Annotated in this window: 14 protein-coding genes and 1 pseudogene; 6 read left to right on the top strand and 9 right to left on the bottom strand. The window is 61.4% G+C overall.

Translation table 11 applies throughout. The annotated features are described in order from the left end of the window. Positions 1-262: 262 nt before the first annotated feature. The 3 genes from FNU76_RS20555 to FNU76_RS20545 all read right to left on the bottom strand — a co-directional run bounded on the left by FNU76_RS20555 (position 263) and on the right by FNU76_RS20545 (position 5,047). Positions 263-1,741, bottom strand: coding sequence for an OmpP1/FadL family transporter (locus FNU76_RS20555; protein ID WP_144279931.1), 1,479 nt, complete (start codon positions 1,739-1,741; stop codon positions 263-265). 159 nt (positions 1,742-1,900) lie between these two features. After that, the gene (locus FNU76_RS20550; RefSeq protein ID WP_144279930.1) at positions 1,901-4,351 is read right to left on the bottom strand and encodes an acyl-CoA dehydrogenase; all 2,451 of its coding nucleotides are present in this window, start codon (positions 4,349-4,351) and stop codon (positions 1,901-1,903) included. Between the two features lie 24 nt (positions 4,352-4,375). Continuing rightward, a complete protein-coding gene (locus FNU76_RS20545) occupies positions 4,376-5,047 on the bottom strand; it encodes a TetR/AcrR family transcriptional regulator (protein WP_223879117.1) in 672 nt (223 codons plus the stop codon). A gap of 315 nt (positions 5,048-5,362) precedes the next feature. Here FNU76_RS20545 and FNU76_RS20540 point away from each other — a divergent pair, with 315 nt between their 5' ends. Beyond that, complete coding sequence (locus FNU76_RS20540; RefSeq protein WP_144279929.1) at positions 5,363-5,848, top strand: GNAT family N-acetyltransferase; 486 nt, start codon at positions 5,363-5,365, stop codon at positions 5,846-5,848. A 32-nt stretch (positions 5,849-5,880) separates the two neighbouring features. On the opposite strand, the gene FNU76_RS20535 is transcribed toward FNU76_RS20540, so the two are convergent. The 3 genes from FNU76_RS20535 to typA form a co-directional block, all read right to left on the bottom strand. Beyond that, positions 5,881-6,051 (bottom strand): type II toxin-antitoxin system PrlF family antitoxin, encoded by a 171-nt coding sequence (locus FNU76_RS20535; RefSeq protein WP_144279928.1) that lies wholly within the window; start codon positions 6,049-6,051, stop codon positions 5,881-5,883. Beyond that, entirely contained in the window at positions 6,048-6,434 is a 387-nt protein-coding gene (locus FNU76_RS20530; RefSeq protein WP_144279927.1) for a hypothetical protein, read from the bottom strand. The genes FNU76_RS20535 and FNU76_RS20530 overlap by 4 nt, the downstream gene beginning before the upstream one ends. A gap of 104 nt (positions 6,435-6,538) precedes the next feature. Further along, positions 6,539-8,356, bottom strand: coding sequence for a translational GTPase TypA (gene typA, locus FNU76_RS20525; RefSeq protein ID WP_144279926.1), 1,818 nt, complete (start codon positions 8,354-8,356; stop codon positions 6,539-6,541). Positions 8,357-8,832: 476 nt separating this feature from the next. Here typA and FNU76_RS20520 point away from each other — a divergent pair. Together FNU76_RS20520 and FNU76_RS20510 are read left to right on the top strand one after the other, a co-directional pair. Beyond that, positions 8,833-10,278: pseudogene (locus FNU76_RS20520) on the top strand (DEAD/DEAH box helicase); the annotation flags it as partial. A 439-nt stretch (positions 10,279-10,717) separates the two neighbouring features. Next, the gene (locus FNU76_RS20510; RefSeq protein WP_144279925.1) at positions 10,718-11,338 is read left to right on the top strand and encodes a tetratricopeptide repeat protein; all 621 of its coding nucleotides are present in this window, start codon (positions 10,718-10,720) and stop codon (positions 11,336-11,338) included. 15 nt (positions 11,339-11,353) lie between these two features. Here FNU76_RS20510 and FNU76_RS20505 read toward each other — a convergent pair whose 3' ends face one another. From FNU76_RS20505 to FNU76_RS20495, 3 genes are read right to left on the bottom strand one after another with little or no spacing between them, the layout of a single operon-like run. Beyond that, the gene (locus FNU76_RS20505; protein ID WP_144279924.1) at positions 11,354-12,811 is read right to left on the bottom strand and encodes a hypothetical protein; all 1,458 of its coding nucleotides are present in this window, start codon (positions 12,809-12,811) and stop codon (positions 11,354-11,356) included. Between the two features lie 24 nt (positions 12,812-12,835). Beyond that, the gene (locus FNU76_RS20500) at positions 12,836-13,606 is read right to left on the bottom strand and encodes a substrate-binding periplasmic protein (RefSeq protein WP_144279923.1); all 771 of its coding nucleotides are present in this window, start codon (positions 13,604-13,606) and stop codon (positions 12,836-12,838) included. Between the two features lie 25 nt (positions 13,607-13,631). Continuing rightward, positions 13,632-14,483, bottom strand: coding sequence for an alpha/beta fold hydrolase (locus FNU76_RS20495; protein ID WP_223879116.1), 852 nt, complete (start codon positions 14,481-14,483; stop codon positions 13,632-13,634). Positions 14,484-14,676: 193 nt separating this feature from the next. On the opposite strand from FNU76_RS20495, the gene rarD reads away from it, so the two are divergent. From rarD to FNU76_RS20480, 3 genes are all read left to right on the top strand, one after another. Beyond that, the gene (rarD, locus tag FNU76_RS20490) at positions 14,677-15,594 is read left to right on the top strand and encodes an EamA family transporter RarD (protein ID WP_308418575.1); all 918 of its coding nucleotides are present in this window, start codon (positions 14,677-14,679) and stop codon (positions 15,592-15,594) included. Between the two features lie 67 nt (positions 15,595-15,661). Beyond that, positions 15,662-16,147, top strand: a complete 486-nt coding sequence (locus tag FNU76_RS20485; RefSeq protein ID WP_144279922.1) for an SRPBCC family protein — start codon at positions 15,662-15,664, stop codon at positions 16,145-16,147. A 494-nt stretch (positions 16,148-16,641) separates the two neighbouring features. Then, the gene (locus FNU76_RS20480; RefSeq protein WP_144279921.1) at positions 16,642-17,994 is read left to right on the top strand and encodes a DEAD/DEAH box helicase; all 1,353 of its coding nucleotides are present in this window, start codon (positions 16,642-16,644) and stop codon (positions 17,992-17,994) included. The last annotated feature ends 5 nt before the right edge of the window (positions 17,995-17,999 follow it).

Genomic DNA, 17,999 nt, shown 5'->3' with positions numbered 1-17,999 from the left:
TCGATGTGGGGAGTCGATCGGGGGGCTCGCAAAATTCAACTGCGATGCGAATAGTGTAGACACTAAAGCAAACGTTCGTTTATGCCAAGCGCTTGCTTGAATAATGTGCGTAAACCGCCACTTCACCCAAGCGAATTGGATTTTCCCAGCCTACGCGTACGACTCGTGAGTATATAAACGTTCCAAACCCCGATCCAGCCTGACAGGCCGAACCGGGGCTGGTTCCAACGCCGGGCCCGAACGGGTCCGGAACGCTACACGCCTAGAAGCGCGTGTTGTACTGCAGACCGATGATATGCGAGTACACCTTGTACTGACCCACGATGGTGGCGCAGCTGGAGGTATTGAGGGCCTGGTTACAGGTGGCTGCACCGCCTGCCGTCTTCACGCCGCCATTGTCGAAGTTGTTGATGTTGGGCTTGCCGACCTGGACAAAGGAGTAGGCCACGTCCACCGAGCTGTGCTTGGTCAGGCCGTAGTTCATGCCCAGCGAGAACCACTTGCGGTCGCCGTCGGGGATGGACGGGGTGCGATTGGCATCGTCAACCGGCGATTCGTCGTAGGCCACACCGGCACGCAGCTTCATCTTGTCGTTCAGCTGGTAGCTGCCGCCGAAGGAAACCTTGGTGGTGTCGTCCCAGTTTTCCGGGGTAACCGAATCAGGCAGGCTGCTGGCGAAATCGACACGCAGTTCCTTGAAACGCGAGTGGCGGGTACGGGTGATATCGGCCATCAGCGCCAGCTTGTCGTTGACCTGCTTGAAGCCGGACAAGGAGAACGATTCGGGCGTATCCACCTTCAGGGTGGCGGCGCTATCCACGTAGCGGCCATTCAGGCCGGCCTGCACGACGGCGCCGGCGGGACCGAACACCGGCGAACCGGCGAAGGTCTGCGGCACGGTCCAATCGGCCTCGCCGGACAGCTCATGCTTGATCTTGGAGCGATAGGCGAAGCCGATACGGGCGGTCGGATCGATATTGAACATCACCCCCAGATTCCAACCGAAACCCCAGTCGTCACCCTTGATATGCACGTCGCCGGAATAGGCTGGATTACCGCCGACGGCGGTCAGCATGGCGCTGGCTTGCGCGCCGGTGATCTGGCCGCTTTGCAGTACCGAACCGACGGCGCCGCTGCCGAAGTCGGCGGCCTTGACCAGCTTGCCTTCGATGAATTGGGCCGTGAGACCGCCACCGATGGACACCTTGTCGCTGATCTTGAAGGCGAACGAGGGGTTCAGGGCGATGGTCTTCAGTTCGGTTTCAATGACGTTATAGCGGCCGACCCAATTGTCGTCGTACTTGGTCTTGGAACCGAAGGGAACGAACACGCCGAAACCGACGGTGGCCTTGTCGTTCAGCTGGTGCGAGAAAAAGGCGTGCGGTACGGCCGTGGCCTTGACGAAAGTACCGCCGTCATTGCCCTTGGTGCGGGCGCCAGGCACGAGTGCCACGCCAGTCCCTGGATGGATCACGCCGGAGGTATGGCTGCCGGTATCGGTGTATTCACCATGCGGCACCACCAAATCGAGCACGCCGGATAGATTGGTACCAGGCAGTGAAGTCAGGCCCGCCGGGTTGTAGAACAGCGTCGAGGCATCTTCGACCGCGGCGCCGGAGGCATTTGCGGTGCCCTGTGCGCTAACCGATTGGGTACCGAAGTGATAACCGGAAGCGAGAGCTTGCTGGGCAAAGGCGGCGCCGACCAGAAGCGCAGTAACGCGAAGTGCATGCATTGTCATTTATTGTCTCTCCTAGGGGTGAATCAGTAATCTCTGACCATTCAAGCGCTCGGCCGATGATGCAGCCGAGGATAGCATAGCGATTCGCCCCTATTTGTTGAAAAGCCGCACTGGCTTGCACCAGCGCGGCTTTCTCACGACAGTTTTCTGTTGCTTTTGTTACACAGGTTCGCGCTTGCTGATTTCCGTATCGTGCTGTTCCAGCATGGTGTCGAAATCGTCCACCATGATCACTTCGCGCTTGAGGCGGCGGGCACGGGTCACGATATCGAATTCGGCCTGCGTCACCAAGCCGCTGCCAAGCGCCTCGTCCAGACGGCCCTTGGCATTGAGCGACTTCAGCTTGCCGTCGCGCTGGGCGCGGCGCAGCTTGCCTTCGGTCGATTCCGCTTCGATATGGGCATTGAGCGCATGGTTGAGCACGCCGACCGCATCGGTTTCCGATTCCGGTACAAACACATCGCGGGTCAGGCGATCGCGCGCTTCGCCAGGCTGCATCAACAGACGGGCGATCTTGGTGCCCAGACGGTCGCGCGGCGTGGTGAAGTGGCGGCCCAGCGGAAAGACGATCCAGTTCAGCACGAACGCCAGCGGACGATTCGGCAGATTGGCCAGGAAGCCCGTCATGGCTTCCTGCGCATCATGCAGTGCCTGCAATACCGCCCACTTCAGCAGCGGCAGATCTTCCTTCGGACGGCCGTCATCGGCGAAGCGCTTCAGGGCCGAGGTGGCGATATACAGGTTGGACAGCACATCACCCAAGCGAGCGGAGATCTTTTCGCGGAACTTGAGCGAACCGCCCATGCTGAACATGGCCATATCGGACATCAGCGCGAACGCGGCCGACAAACGCTCGATATCCTTGTAGTACTGGGCAAGGTCGCCGCCCACGGGTGCGCTGGCAATCTTGGAGCCGGTCACGCCCAGCACGAAGCTGCGGATGGCGTTGTCGAGCACGAAGCCCAGGTGGCCGCTGAAGGCCTTGTCGAATTCCACACCGTCGTTGGCCATGGCCGCCTTCATTTCGCGCAGCACGAAAGGATGGCAACGGATCGCGCCCTGACCGTAGATGATCATGGAGCGGGTCAGGATATTGGCGCCTTCCACGGTGATGCCGACCGGAATGGTCTGGTAGGCATTGCCCAGGTAGTTGCGCGGTCCCAGTACCACGGCCTTGCCGCCATGGATGTCCATCGCGTCGTTCAGCACATAACGCATGCGCTCGGTGTTGTGGTACTTCAGGATGGCAGAAATCACCGACGGCTTCTCGCCGCTGTCCAGACCGACCAGCGCCAGGCGCTGGGCCGAATCCATCTGGTAGGTGTAACCACCGATACGGGCCAATGCTTCATCCACGCCTTCGAACTTGCCGATGGACAGGCCGAACTGTTCGCGGATGCGGGCATAGGCGCCGGTGACGAAGCTGGCGAACTTGCCGGAGGCGACCGACATGGCCGGCAGCGAGATGGCGCGTCCAACCGACAGGCACTCGACCAGCATGCGCCAGCCTTGGCCCGCGTAGTCCTTGCCGCCGATGATCCAGTCCAGCGGAATGAACACATCCTTGCCCATGGTCGGGCCATTCATGAAGACCGAACCCGGCGGCAAGTGGCGGCGGCCGATATCGACGCCTTCATGGTTGGTCGGGATCAGGGCGCAGGTGATACCGATATCTTCCTTTTCGCCGATCAGGTGCTCAGGGTCATACAGCTTGAAGGCCATGCCCAGGATGGTGGCGACCGGCGCCAGGGTGATCCAGCGCTTTTCCCAGCTCAGGCGGATACCGACCACGTTCTCATGGCGCTCGCCGGTACGCGGATCGGTGTAGCTGCCCTTGCAAACCACGCCGAAGTCGGGAATGGCGCCCGCATCGGAACCGGCATAGGGGCTGGTCAGTGCGAAGCAAGGAATTTCCAGGCCCTTGGCCAGGCGCGGCAGATAGTAGTCCTTCTGCGCTTCGGTGCCGTAGTGCTGCAGCAACTCGCCCGGTCCGAGCGAATTGGGCACCATCACGGTCACGGCGGCCGTACCGCCACGGGTAGCGATCTTGGTAACCACGCGGGCATGCGCGGTATTGGAGAACTCCACGCCGCCATACTTCTTCTTGATGATCATGCCCAGGAAGCCGTTGTCCTTGATGAACTGCCAGACATGCGGCGGCAGATCCTTCAGCTCATGGGTGATCTTCCAATCGTCCACCATGCGGCACAGCTCTTCGGTCGGACCGTCAAGGAAGGCCTGCTCTTCCGCGGTCAGCGACGGCGCGGGGAAGCTATGCAGCTTGTCGAAGTCAGGCTTGCCGGAAAACAGCTCGGCATCCCACCACACCGTACCGGCATTGATGGCTTCCTGCTCGGTTTGCGACATGGCCGGCGTGATCCGCTTGAAGACGCGGAAAATGGGGCCGGTAATCAGCATCCGGCGCAGCGGGGCGAGATTGAACACCAGTGCAACAACGCCGGCGGCGATCAGCCAGCCCAGGGCGCAGCCATGGCCGAACACGCCATAGGCGATGCCGGCCAGCGCAGCAATGGTCCACACAATAAGCGGCGCACGGAGATATCCGAGCGCGAGAATCGCCAATACGACGATCAGGATGGTGAGTGCCATGAGGTCTTCCTTCCCAAGAAGCGATTAAACAGTGCCCTTTGCGGTGGCAGGCGCGGTCAGGCCGGCCACGACGAAGGGCACGAGGTAAGTGGCGATCAGGCGCGGGTCGCGCGCATTGACCACCGGATCGGTTACGAACAGGCGCAGAATATTGTTGCCGGCAAAGGCGTTGAAGATGGCGGAAAAAGCAAAATTCAGACGCCACTGCAATTCGATGGCATCCAATTCGGGTAGCGCCTTGGCTGTTGCCTGGGCATAGCGCGCCACCAGCTCTTCATAATGTCTGGGCAGGCTTTCGCGCAATACCGGGTGGGTTTCGATAAAAGTGCGGCTGAGCAAACGCACGAAGATCACCCCGCCCCGCTTCGGGTCGTAGGCGATATCCAGTGCTGCATCCATAAAGGCCTGCATAATGCGCTCCACCGCCAAGGGCCGTTCGCCCGCCTCCGCTTCCAGGCCGTCCAGATTCTGGACCGCCAGTTGCGTCAGGGGCGTCAGCCGGCGGGTAAAGACGCCTTTGAACAGCGCGTCCTTGCTACCGAAGTGGTAATTCACGGCCGCCAGATTCACTTCGGCGCGCTGGGTGATCATGCGCATCGAAGTGGCCTCGAAACCGTGCTCCACGAATAGCTCTTCGGCCGCATCGAGAATGCGGGTGGCCGTATCGAGCTGTCGGACTTCTCCCATACCGTTCATTGACTCTGCCGTGTTGTTCTGCGCCGCCATCGAAGGGCGTTGCTTTTGGTTGGACTTCCGTAAGCATAGCCGATTCGATCAAACGGTTGTTTGAAACATACGTCTCAGTGAATACAAAGTCAAGCAAGCGCTCGATTGTGCGACGCAGCATGTGGCTTTGATGGCGACTGGCTTGCGGCTGGGCTGGGGCGGCAAAACAACAGGGAAATTGACCAATGGTTTCGCGGGCATGGGTAACATAGGCTGCGCCCCGCTCATATCGTTCACGGCGCAGGGACAGGACCGCCTCTCCCCCACCACCGGGAATATGTACTTATGTACTTGATACGCAAGGCCGCGCGGGACGACGCCCAGGCTATTTTTACGCTACGGAACGCAGCCATTCGGAACGAGTCGGCTGGACACTACACCACCGAGATTATCGATCTTTGGACAAAGGGCGAGACGCCATCCGATCAGTTTTGCCAATGGATAGCCGCGCGTTTTTATATCGCTGAATTGGATGGGGAGGTTGTTGCATCCGGCACCATCGATCCGACAGACGGCAAGATCGATGCCATCTTTGTTTGCCCGCGCCACACGCGCAAGGGCATAGGAAAAGCGATGCTCGCCTTCCTGGAGAAGCTGGCCGGCGACCAAGGACTGGAAGTACTACATCTTGAGGCCACGCTGAATGCGGCATCGTTTTACCGAAGCCAGGGCTTTATTGGCCATGAAGTCGCCCAATTCCATTCTCCGCGCGGATTCGCGATGGATTGCGTACCGATGCAAAAGCGCTTGAAGCAAACGACCTCAAACTAAAGCGGACGGTCAAAGGGGACAATGCGCTCCATTTACTCGTCGTCTGGCGATAGCGGAGCATCAAGATCAAGATCAACGCCACCAACCAGGGCCTCAATCCGCCGCAGCAAGGTGCCGTCCACCACATGTAGCCGCTCGGGATGGTTGGCGATGTCTTGGGCCAGGACATCCAAAAAGCCCTGAAGAGGCAATCCATAGCTCATGGTTTGAAATGCCTGGTCTGCAGCGGGAGCAAATCGTCCTTGAAAGCGGAATAATCCGTTGACGCACCCCACTCGCTTGCCAGCCGATCACGAAATTTTCGCCCCTGATCCGCCTGCTTTCCAGGCTTCAGCTTGGCAACAGCGCGAAACAACTTCAGCTTACGCTGAGGCGGAAGCACATTGAACCGCGCCAACCTGTCCAGTAAATAGCCGACATCCTTCAGATAGTCGCCTTCTAGCGCCTTCAAATCGGGGGTGTAACCTTTGTGCCAAACACCCAGGGCCAGGCTCTTCACATCCTGCCGCTTGGTACGCGCAAGCCCTACCCGCGCCACATTGACCAGAACAACCTTGGCTCTCGTATTGGATTTAAGTGCTGTCATGATGTTACGCACCTCCATCCATCGAATTGTCCATGTATAACAAAAACGGCAGCCCATCGGCTGCCGTTTTTGCTTACTTCCTATCGAATCCCGTCAAACCAGGATCAGGACTCGGTAGAACGCATCGCACGCTTACGATCATGTTCGTTCAGGTGACGCTTGCGGATACGGATGCTGACCGGGGTGATTTCGACCAGTTCGTCGTCGTCGATGAATTCCACGGCCGATTCCAGGGTCAGCTTGATCGGTGCGGTCAGGCGCACGGCTTCGTCGGTGCCGGAGGCGCGCACGTTGGTCAGCTGCTTACCCTTGATCGGGTTCACGATCAGGTCGTTGTCGCGGCTGTGGATACCGATGATCATGCCTTCGTACAGCTTGTCGCCTGGCGAAACGAACATACGGCCGCGATCTTCCAGCTTCCAAAGGGCGTAGGCCACGGCTTCGCCGTTGTCCTGCGAGACCAGCACGCCATTGTGGCGGCCGGGCATATCGGGCTTGGCCGGGGCGTAGTCGTCGAACACGTGGCTCATCAGGCCGGTACCGCGGGTCATGGTCATGAAATCGGACTGGAAGCCGATCAGGCCACGGGCCGGGATATGGTATTCCAGGCGGGTACGGCCACGGCCGTCCGATTCCATATTGGTCAGCTCGCCACGACGGCGGCCGATTTCTTCCATCACGCCGCCCTGGTGGGCATCTTCCAGGTCGATGGTCAGGTTTTCATACGGCTCGCACTTCTGGCCGTTGATTTCCTTGTAAACCACGCGCGGCTTGGCCACGGCCATTTCGAAGCCTTCACGGCGCATGCTTTCCAGCAGGATGGTCAGGTGCAGTTCGCCACGGCCCGACACGCGGAAGATGTCCGAATCTTCGGTTTCGTCCACGCGCAGCGCCACGTTGGTCAGCAATTCCTTGGTCAGGCGATCGCGGATCTGGCGGCTGGTGACGAACTTGCCTTCGGTACCGGCCAGCGGCGAGCTGTTCACCATAAAGTCCATGGTCAACGTCGGCTCGTCCACACCCAGCACCGGCAGACCGACCGGGGCATCCTTGTCGCAGATCGTGACGCCGATACCGATGTCTTCCAGACCGGAAATAATGATGATATCGCCGGCAACCGCCTCATCGACAGGCACCCGCTCCAGACCCTGGAAGCCCAGCACCTGGTTGATACGGCCGCTGGCCACCTGGTCGGCGTGGTTCATCACCACCACTTGCTGGCCCGGCTTGATACGGCCGTTCAGCACCTTGCCGACGCCCAGGCGACCGGTATAGGTCGAGTAATCGAGTGCGGCCAGTTGCAATTGCAGCGGCGCATCGGGGTTGCCGGGAGGGGAAGGCACGTGCTTGAGCACGGTTTCGAACAGCGGACGCATATTGTCCGACTCTTCCGCCAGATCCAGCTTGGCGAAGCCGTTCAGGCCCGAAGCATAGATAACGTGGAAATCGAGCTGCTCGTCGGACGCGCCCAGCTTGTCGAACAGATCGAAAGTCTGGTCCAGCACCCAATCCGGACGCGCGCCCGGACGGTCGATCTTGTTGATCACGACGATAGGACGCAGGCCCAGCGCCAGTGCCTTCTTGGTCACGAAACGCGTTTGCGGCATGGGGCCTTCGACGGCATCCACCAGCAGCAGCACGCCGTCAACCATGCCCAGCACCCGCTCTACTTCACCGCCGAAGTCGGCGTGGCCGGGGGTATCGACGATATTGATATGGGTGCCTTCGAAGTCGATGGCGGTGTTCTTGGCCAGAATGGTAATGCCGCGTTCTTTTTCAAGATCGTTGCTATCCATCACGCGCTCATCCACTTGCTGGTTGTCGCGGAAAGTGCCGGATTGGCGCAGCAGTTGGTCAACCAGGGTAGTCTTGCCATGGTCAACGTGGGCGATGATGGCGATATTGCGTAGAGCGCGGCTCATGGTAAAAACCTGTCAGTTCGATTCTGGAAACCACCGATTTTAGCACGCCGTCACAGGCGTACCGCATAAAGTCTTTGTGTTTTTCTTTTGTATTCAGCATAATGCGCGCCGTTGTGTTGTCGCAGGCACAACGTCATCGATACCTGACCTCTCGCGCCGTTGCAGTTACAACGTCTTGGCGCACTTTCGGTTAGCGTCGATGTGGCGCTGCCGATCCGCATATCCAGCCCGCTTTGCAGGCCTTGCCGATCTCAGCATTTATTGCCCGAATGATTCGGGCGCACCAAAAGACGAAATCCGCGCTCGCCGCGCTGTACAGGTTCGCCTGTCGCAAGCTTCCCGCCATCCGTTTATTCGGCTGCGGGACTGCCTGTCGGCCCAGTTTTACGGGGCTTTGTTAGTCATGGCGGCACGCTCGGGTTCGTTCGCCCATCCTGATAGCAGCTATCCGGACGGCACCCACCTAGGAAACCGTTTTGACACAAGTCACTTTCGCCGATCTCGGCCTTGCTCAGCCTATTCTCGACACGCTGATCACCTCCGGCTACACCTCGCCGACCCCGATTCAAGCCGCCGCCATTCCCCTGCTGATGGCCCGCCGCGACGTCATGGCTTCGGCCGCCACCGGTACCGGCAAGACCGCCGCCTTTATGCTGCCGGCCCTGAACTTCCTGACCGAAAAAACCGAAAAGCCAGGCCGCGGCCCCCGCATCCTGGTGTTGTCCCCTACCCGTGAACTGGCCGCCCAGATCAAGGCCGCCGCCGAAACCTATGGTAAGCAACTGCGCCACGCCAAGGTCGTCAGCGTTGTCGGCGGCATGCCTTACCCGCTGCAGATCAAACTGCTGTCGAGCCCGGTAGAAATCCTGGTCGCCACCCCTGGCCGCCTGATCGACCTGATGAATCGCGGCCGTATCGATCTGGGTCGCCTTGAAATGCTGGTCCTGGACGAAGCCGACCGCATGCTGGACCTGGGCTTCCGTGACGATATCGCCCATATCGCGACCAAGCTGCCGAAGGAACGCGTTACCGCGCTGTTCTCGGCCACGCTGGATGGCGATATCGCCACCATCGCGCAATCGCTGCTGACCAACCCGGAGCGCATCGAGATCGCCGCACCGGCCCGTCGCCAGGAACAGATTGCCGAAAAGCTGCACTACGCCGACGACATCACCCACAAGGCCAAGCTGCTGGACCGCATCCTGGAAGACGAAGCCGTCGGCCAAGCCATTATCTTTATCGCCACCAAGCTGGACGCCGCCGATCTGGCCGACCGCCTGCTGGGTCAAGGCAAGCGCGCTGCCGCGCTGCATGGCGACATGCCGCAGCGTGAGCGCACCCGCACCCTGGCCCGCCTGAAGACCGGCGAAGTCGATGTGCTGGTCGCCACCGACGTCGCCGCTCGCGGTATCGACGTGGCCGGCATCACCCACGTGGTGAACTTCGACCTGCCCAAGTTCGCCGAAGACTATGTGCACCGTATCGGCCGTACCGGCCGTGCCGGTCGCGATGGCATCGCCATCTCCTTCGCCGCCAAGCATGAAGTGCCAGCCCTGCGCCGCATCGAGAAGTTCATCGGCCGCAAGCTGGTCTCTTCCCACCTGGAAGGCCTGGAAGCCCGCTTCGAACCACGCGCCGGTCACGGTGGTGGCGCCAGCCGCTTCGGCGACAAGCGTGACGGTGGCCGCAAGTTCGGCGACAAGCCGCGCGACAGCAAGCGCTTCGACGAACGCAAGCCGGCCGGCAGCTACGGCGACCGCAAGCCTTTCGGCGACCGCACCGGCGGCGACCGCCCTGCTTACTCGAACGATCGTCCGGCCTATTCGAATGATCGCCCAGCCTATTCGAACGATCGTCCTGCCTACGCCGACCGCAAGCCTGCCGGCAGCTTCGGTGCCGATCGCAAGCCTTATGGCGACCGTCCGGCAGCACCGCGCCAAGAGCGCAACGGCAACTTCAAGGGCCTGGAATCGGACGCTACCGTCTACGCCGAACAGCCGCGCCTGACCTTGCATAGCCCGTTCGACAACGGCAATCGCAAGCCAGGTGGCAACCGTCCGCCACAAGGTAATGCCAACGGCAATGGCCAGCGCTTCAGCCGTGGCACCGGCGGCGGCGACAACCGCGGCAACACCAGCGCCGGCGCCAAGCGCCCCACCGGTCGCCCGTCGTTCAGCAACCGTGATTTTGAATAAAGCGTCCAGCCGCGCTTGATTGGAAAACCGCTCCTCGTGAGCGGTTTTTTTATGCGCTTTTCACGGCTTTCAAAAGGTCTAAGCTGAAGTCTGGGTCGTACGCGCAACGCAAGAATTAGCCAGTGCCGCACGACCAAGGGTCATCTCCACCAGCGAAGCCCTGAACATGCCCCTGCGCCTCCCCCACATTGTCCTGGCACTGTGCCTATGCGCCTCGCAAGCCAGCGATCTTGACGGCGCCTTTGCCGCCTACGGCAAAGGCGACCATCCCCGGGCGCTGCGCGAATACCGTGCGCTGGCCGAGCGCGGCAACGCTTTGGCGCAATTCAACTACGCCATGATGCTGAAACGGGGCGAGGCCGGCGAGGATGACGTCGATTGGCTGCCATGGCTGGAAAAAGCCGCTGCCGGCAAGGTGATGAATGCAGCCTACGCGCTGGGGCTGGCTTATGAGCACGGCGAAGGTACGCCCACCTCGCAGCCCCTCGCCACCCACTGGTTTCAGGTCGCGGCCGAGCAGGGACACACCCAGGCGCAGCTGTCGCTGGGCACGCAGTATTTTTTAGGCAGGGGCATCGCCAAGGATTTCCGGCTGGCCGCCAAATGGTATGAAAAGGCCGCGGAGGGCGGCGATATGGCGGCGCAATACCTGATTGCCTCCATGTACGAACACGGCGACGGTGTTGCCGCCAACCGCGCTCAAGCCTTGAGCTGGTATATCGCAGCGGCGCGGCAAGGGGATGCGGTGGCGAAACTGAAAGCCGAAGCACTCGCCCGGCAGCCCTGAGCATGCAGCCCGCTACTACTGTACCTGCCGGCAGCGGTAGCACCACAACGCCGGCCCCAGCTGCTCGGGCTCGCCGGGGACCAAGGTCAGCGATACCTCATCCAGATCGGCGCGGCAAGCCAGTCCGGCGGCCAGCCAGGCATGGTCGAGCAGCACGCCCGCCTGGTAATCGTTGGCCGGTCCCGGCTTCAGATATAGCGCGCGCTGGCCGTCGCCGGTGGTCGGCGTCAAGCGTATCGCTTCCGCTTCCTGCCCCAGCCAGCGCGCGGTCATGAAAAGCCGGCCGTCGGGTTCCGGCAGTAAGCGGACGGGCTTTGCCAGCCACCAGCCGCGCTCGGCGAAATTGAGCGCCACCAGGCCGGAAGCCAGCAAGGGCTGGCTATCGCCGGGCAACAACATACTGACGCCCGACTCATCGACATCTTCGATCTGCGCCTGGCGCATATAGGGATCGTTGGTGGGAAGGCGTTCGCTCTTTTGTCCCAATAAACCGCGAATGCGGAGGAAATCGAAGGCCGCGCGGGCACTGCCCAGGCGGACGGCCACCGGGTTGCGGCAGCGGCCGCGCCGCTCCAGCCAGTTCGCCGCCAACCGTTCCAGCTGATCGGCCGTTGGCGGCTTGGGCAGCATCGGAGGCGGCAGATCCTCCGCATCGATACCCGCCGCCCTCAGGCGCGCCAAGCGTGCCGGCTCATCCAGGCCATAACAAAGGGCCGGCGCGGCGCGCCCAGGCCCACCCCAGCCCACTATGCGGCTGGCCTCGTTCGCCTCGGCGTCCATGACCAGCGGCGTGTCCCGGTGAAAATCCGCCGCCAGCCGCAGCGACGAAGCCAGTTCCCGGCAACTGCGCGCCACCACCGCCACCTCCTTGGGCTCGACGGCCGGAAAAGCATCGTGGCTCAGCAGTAGATACGCCAGCGACAGCGCCGGCTCGGCGGCGGTGGTCTGCTCCTCCGCCGGCAACACGCCGTGGCGCACCAAGGCAAGGAACAGGCTGACCGGGACTTCCCACTGGATATGGGCGCGCCGGCTATCCAGCAGGGCATGCGCGGTGTGCGCGTATCCCAGCCAACGGAAGTGCAGGCTGGCCCATTCGGCCAGATCACCCGTCCGTCCGCCGCCTTTTTGCAATAAGGCGGACTCGCGCAATGCCTCGATATAGCAGGCATTCGCCAGCTGATCGGCCAGCAGCGCCAGGCGCTTGCCGTTCATATCGCGCCGTACCGGGTTGTCGGTGCCGGTGGCCAGTTCGGCCAAGGCACGGTCGGCCCACTCCAGCGCGGCGGGGGCCACGACATCGATCAAGCGCCGCGCCGCGGATGCCGTCGGCGAACCCGCCAAGCCCTCCCGCAAAGCCGCGTACAGGGCGTCCAAAGCAGTAATCATGGGCTGGCCGGCCAGCCTGTCGATCACCGCGCGCACCGCCTTGACCGGGGTGTCGGAGTGGAATACGGGTAAAATACGATCAAACATGAAAAAAAACCTCAGCAGAATCCATCAACAGCGGTTCGCCTTGCGGCAGGCAGCGTCGAAGGCAGACTCGTAACGCTCAAGAATAGTTCGCGTCTCCCCCGCATCGACCATGGCCGCCAATGCAGCTTCCAATTGCGCCACCTTGGCTACCCAGGGCGACCCGCGCGCGAGCGACATATAGCGCATGATCTTATTGGGCCGTACCCACTCGGCCGGCTTGACCCGGCCGATGAATTGGCCGTCCTGCAGCATGGCGGCCGCCACATTGGCGCCCACCGGCACCACGTCGATACGCCCGGCGACCAGTTTGCGGAAGTTGGTTTCCAGATCCGGCACTTCTTCCTTGTTCAATTGCGTATCGGTGTCGAATTCGTCGAAATAGCGCAAGCCGCGAATGGTACCGATCCGAAAACCGGCCAAATCCTGGTAACCGCGCAGCCGGCGGGTCTCGCTGCTGCGCAGATAAAAGTAGGTGGGCGAACCAGCCGCGTACGGTGGCTGCAGAAATAGTAAAAAAGCCGATCGCTCCTCCGTGGGCGCCAAGCCCATGGTGATATCCACACTGCCGTCCTGCAGCATGCGCAGGCAACGCACGAGCGGGCACTCCACGATTTCCAGCCTGACTTTCAGGCGATCCGCCAAGCGCTGCACTATCTCGACATGCGAGCCGCCATAGCCGTTTGGCGTCACTTCCATATAGGGTGGCAAGGGCCGCAGGGCGAACACCAATTTGTCCGGCTCGGCCGCGGCAAGCAAGCCGGGGAAAAGTGCCAGCAGGATCAACAAGCGGCGCATTGCTTCAAACCCATCCGGGATCAGTTCATATCCGCAGAAAATCGTCCACCGCCGCTACCTGGCCGGCATGCAGAAAAGTAGGCGCATGCCCTACTCCCTCGAAATCCACCCAGTTCGCCTGCGGGCCCTGCTCGCTCATGGCGCAGGCGGTTTCCACGCTCAACAAATCCGATTGCGCGCCGCGCGTCAGCAATACCGGGCAGGCGATACGCTGGTAATACGGCCAGAGGTTCATGTCCTCTCCCGTCACGGCGGACTGGAAAGGCACGGCTATGCCAGGATCATAATTCAGTCGCCAGCCATTTGCATCCGCGCGCAGCATGACATCGGTCAGAAATGCCCATTGGGCGTCGTCATGCGGCCCGAAGGGAGCGGACACCGCACGGATATAGGCCTCCGCCGCTTCGCGGCTGGCAAACAGCGGCGCCTTGCCGACATATTCGCCGATCCGCGCCAGCGCGCCGGCGGACAATACCGGTCCCACATCATTCAATATCAACTTGCGAATGGGGGTACCGGGCAAGGCGGCCAGCAGCATGCCGATCAAACCGCCCATCGATGTTCCCAGCCAGGACACATCGGCGGTGTTCAGGCGGGCGATCAACACCAGCATATCCTGCACATAGAGCGGCAACTGGTAGCCGCCCGGCTCATGCAGCCAATCGCTTTCGCCACGGCCAACGATATCGGGCGCCACCACGCGATAGTCCCGGGCCAGGCACGACGCCAGGTATTCAAAGTCGCGACCGTTGCGGGTCAAGCCATGCGCGCAGACCAGTACGTGGCCATTGCCCGGATCACCCCACTCGCGATAGGCCATGCGATACACGCCGCTGTCTCGGCCGACCAGGACATGGGCAAGGCGAGGGGTCGTCATAAAGCGCTCCGAGGGTGGGGACTATCCTGTTTATAGCCCCTTGCGCAGGGGCGGGATCGGCTTTATCGGTCCGTTGCCGCGCATGAATCTTGCTCCGGCCAGGCGGTAGCGCCTGCCGCGTCCAGTTCGGCTACCGGTACAGAGGTCCCGCAGTCGCGATACGTGTAACGGGTAGAATCGCCTGCAAAGGCGGATGATGCCTGCTTCCACCGACCAGGCCACCTTCATGCAAACCGGCATTCTGTATGCCTGCTCCGCGTATTTCATCTGGGGCTTGATCCCGCTCTACTTCAAGGCCCTCAAGCATGTGCCGGCACTGGAGATCCTGACCCACCGCATGGTCTGGTCGCTGGTGTTCCTATCGGTCGTGCTGGTGGTGCGGCAACAATGGCGCTGGCTGGGGCCGGCGCTGCGCAATCCACGGGTCGTCGGATTTTTTGCCGCCAGCGCCGCCGTCCTCTCGATCAATTGGTTTATCTATATCTGGGCCGTCAATGACGGACGGGTGGTGGACGCCAGCCTGGGCTACTTTATCAACCCGCTGGTCAATGTCCTGTTCGGCTACTTCCTGCTGAAGGAAAGGCTGCGCGGCGGGCAATGGGTCGCTATCGGCGTGGCCGCATTGGGCGTGGTCTGGCTTACCGTACAGGCCGGCCAGCTGCCGTGGATAGGACTGCTGCTGGCCGCCTCCTTCGGCAGCTATGGCCTGCTGCGCAAAACCGCGCCACTGGGCGCGCTGGAAGGCCTGGCATTGGAAACCATGCTGCTTACGCCTTTCGCGGCCGCCTACATCGGCTGGCTGGTCTTCCATGGCCAGAGCGAATTCGTGGCCGGCGATGGGCAAACACAAACGCTGCTACTGCTGGCCGGCCCTATCACCGCGATCCCGCTATTGTTGTTCGCCGCCGGCGCGCGCCGCATACCGATGACCTTGCTGGGCATGTTGCAGTACATCGGACCGACCTTGCAGATGGGCTTGGGCGTATTTCTGTGGCATGAGCCGTTCAACCAGACCAAGCTGATCGGCTTCGCCTTGATCTGGTCGGCCTTGCTGCTCTATACGCTGGAAGGATTCTGGGCCGGCCGGCGCGTTCGCACGGCGGTGGCTTGATATCACCCGGGTGGGCCTAAAGCTTTATAATCGCAGGCCAAATGTATCGACTGAATAAGTGCCCGCCATGCTCTACGAACACCTGATCCAGATCAACGACCCGAATAGCCCTTTGCTGGAGCCCATCAGCCGCGCGCAACTCTGGCGCGGATTGATGCGCCGGGTTGAACAGCCGCAGGAGTTCCTGGTCGGCGTCGAGCATGTCGCCATCGTGGCGCGGGGCGAAGGCTGGCTGAAGCGCGAAATGCTGTTGGGCGCGCTGCGGGTGGAAGACCATGTCAGCTTCGAGCCGGAAGTGCAGATACATTTCCTGACTTCGCCCAGCGAGCAGCACCAGGGCGGCAGTTTTACCATGCGGATCGAGGAGCCTTCGCAGGGAGAATTGTTCGTGCGCTTCCGCTATCAGACCCTGCTTCCGGAAACCAGCCAGACGGACAGCGAAGAAGATGACGCCAAGTACGCCGGCTATGTCAAAGCCGCTTACCGCAGTACCGACGTGGATGCCGTCCGCTGGATACGGGAACTGGCCGAAACTGGCGAGCTGGGGGACTAAGTCCCGGGCATCGCCCAAGAAAAAGCCGCGCGGCCAATGCCGTCGCGGCTTTTTTTATGGTCCCGCTAATGGCGGGATACTGCTTCAACGTCGGAACAGGTAGATGAGCCAGCCCATTTGAACGCTCCTTTTACTTTCGGCATCCGTCATCGGCTTGTGGCCGTGACTTTAGCTGTACGCGGGCGGTTGCAACCCTTGCCTTATTTCAATGACAACCACCGGCCACAGGCACATAGCTAATGTGTTTCCCTGCCCGCTCCGGCCCGCGACGCCCCGATGGCACCGCGCTTTGTCACGATCTCTCATCGTAACTTATTAATTATACAGCATTATTGCATTGCGACAAAGTATAGTTGCTAACTACTGTACAATACGCAGTTCGCGGCGTGCTCCAGTCTTCGCGCCCGTTGCCGTTTTTTTTCATCATTGATTCGTCATCCGCCACAGACTGGTGCTCCTCGTGGGCAGGGCCGATGCCCGCAGGAGCTTCACCCATGTCTTTCGCCTCTCTCGGCCTGTCGGACGATATCGTTCGCGCCGTGACCGAACTCGGCTACACCGAACCCACCCCCATTCAAACGCAAGCCATTCCCGTGGTGCTTAGCGGCCGCGACCTGATGGGCGGCGCCCAGACCGGCACCGGCAAGACCGCCGGCTTTACCTTGCCGATTCTGCAACGCCTGAGCGACCGCAGCGTGAAGGGCCCTTCCACCGGCCGTCCGCCGGTACGTGCACTGGTACTGACACCCACCCGCGAGTTGGCGGCCCAGGTTGAAGAATCCGTCCGCAATTACGGCAAATATCTGAAGCTTACGTCCATGACCATGTTCGGCGGCGTCAGCATCAATCCGCAGATCAAACAGCTGCGTAGCCGCGTCGATATCCTGGTCGCCACCCCGGGCCGGCTGCTCGATCATATCCAGCAAGGCACGCTGGACTTGTCCCAGGTGGAAATCCTGGTACTGGACGAAGCCGACCGCATGCTGGACATGGGCTTTATCCGCGACATCAAGAAGATCCTGGCCCTCCTCCCCAAGGACAGGCAGAACCTGCTGTTTTCCGCCACCTTCTCGGACGAGATCAAGCTGCTGGCGGATAGCCTGCTGAAGTCCCCCGAGTTGATCGAAGTGGCCCGCCGCAATGCCGCGGCGGAAACCATCTCGCAGAAGATCCATCCGGTGGACCGCGACCAGAAGCGCCAGCTGCTGGCCCACCTGATCAAGCAGAACAACTGGTTCCAGGTCCTGGTCTTTACCCGCACCAAGCACGGCGCCAATCGCCTGGCCGAGCAGTTGGACAAGGACGGCATCAGTGCGCTGGCCATCCACGGCAACAAGAGCCAGGGTGCGCGCACTCGCGCATTGGCCGAATTCAAGGAGGGCACGCTGCAAGTGCTGGTCGCCACCGATATCGCCGCGCGCGGCATCGATATCGATCAACTGCCGCACGTGGTGAATTACGAGCTGCCGAATGTGCCGGAAGATTACGTGCATCGCATCGGCCGCACCGGCCGGGCCGGCGCCGTCGGCGAAGCGGTATCGTTGGTTTGCGTGGATGAGAAGAAACTGCTGGCCGACATCGAGCGGGTCATGAAGCGCCAGATTCCGTCCGAGGTCGTACCCGGCTTCGAGCCTGATCCCAATGCCAAGCCAGAACCGATCCAGCAGCGCTCCGGCGGCGGCGGTGGACGGCAAGGGCAAGGTCGCGGCGCACCCCGAAGTGGTTCCAGCGGCGCCGGCGCCGGCCAGGGTGGCCGAACCCAATCGCGCCAACCGGCCGCGCAAGCCGGCAATCACAATAGCCGCAGCCCAGCCGGCGGGCGTCGTCCGACCGGACGCCATCACTAAGCGAG

Origin of the sequence: Chitinimonas arctica (assembly GCF_007431345.1) — a bacterium.
Lineage (GTDB): Bacteria > Pseudomonadota > Gammaproteobacteria > Burkholderiales > Chitinimonadaceae > Chitinimonas > Chitinimonas arctica.
This window is presented reverse-complemented; position numbering and strand designations above follow the sequence as displayed.

Excerpts from the sequence above, each read along its gene's own strand:
- FNU76_RS20550 (WP_144279930.1), bottom strand. The coding sequence starts at position 4,351 with ATGGCACTCACCATCCTGATCGTCGTATTGGCGATTCTCGCGCTCGGA.
- typA (WP_144279926.1), bottom strand. The coding sequence starts at position 8,356 with ATGAGCCGCGCTCTACGCAATATCGCCATCATCGCCCACGTTGACCAT.
- FNU76_RS20500 (WP_144279923.1), bottom strand. The coding sequence starts at position 13,606 with ATGCGCCGCTTGTTGATCCTGCTGGCACTTTTCCCCGGCTTGCTTGCC.
- FNU76_RS20480 (WP_144279921.1), top strand. The coding sequence starts at position 16,642 with ATGTCTTTCGCCTCTCTCGGCCTGTCGGACGATATCGTTCGCGCCGTG.
- FNU76_RS20555 (WP_144279931.1), bottom strand. The coding sequence starts at position 1,741 with ATGACAATGCATGCACTTCGCGTTACTGCGCTTCTGGTCGGCGCCGCC.
- FNU76_RS20540 (WP_144279929.1), top strand. The coding sequence starts at position 5,363 with ATGTACTTGATACGCAAGGCCGCGCGGGACGACGCCCAGGCTATTTTT.
- FNU76_RS20505 (WP_144279924.1), bottom strand. The coding sequence starts at position 12,811 with ATGTTTGATCGTATTTTACCCGTATTCCACTCCGACACCCCGGTCAAG.
- FNU76_RS20535 (WP_144279928.1), bottom strand. The coding sequence starts at position 6,051 with ATGAGCTATGGATTGCCTCTTCAGGGCTTTTTGGATGTCCTGGCCCAA.
- FNU76_RS20510 (WP_144279925.1), top strand. The coding sequence starts at position 10,718 with ATGCCCCTGCGCCTCCCCCACATTGTCCTGGCACTGTGCCTATGCGCC.
- FNU76_RS20545 (WP_223879117.1), bottom strand. The coding sequence starts at position 5,047 with ATGAACGGTATGGGAGAAGTCCGACAGCTCGATACGGCCACCCGCATT.
- rarD (WP_308418575.1), top strand. The coding sequence starts at position 14,677 with ATGATGCCTGCTTCCACCGACCAGGCCACCTTCATGCAAACCGGCATT.
- FNU76_RS20485 (WP_144279922.1), top strand. The coding sequence starts at position 15,662 with ATGCTCTACGAACACCTGATCCAGATCAACGACCCGAATAGCCCTTTG.
- FNU76_RS20530 (WP_144279927.1), bottom strand. The coding sequence starts at position 6,434 with ATGACAGCACTTAAATCCAATACGAGAGCCAAGGTTGTTCTGGTCAAT.
- FNU76_RS20495 (WP_223879116.1), bottom strand. The coding sequence starts at position 14,483 with ATGACGACCCCTCGCCTTGCCCATGTCCTGGTCGGCCGAGACAGCGGC.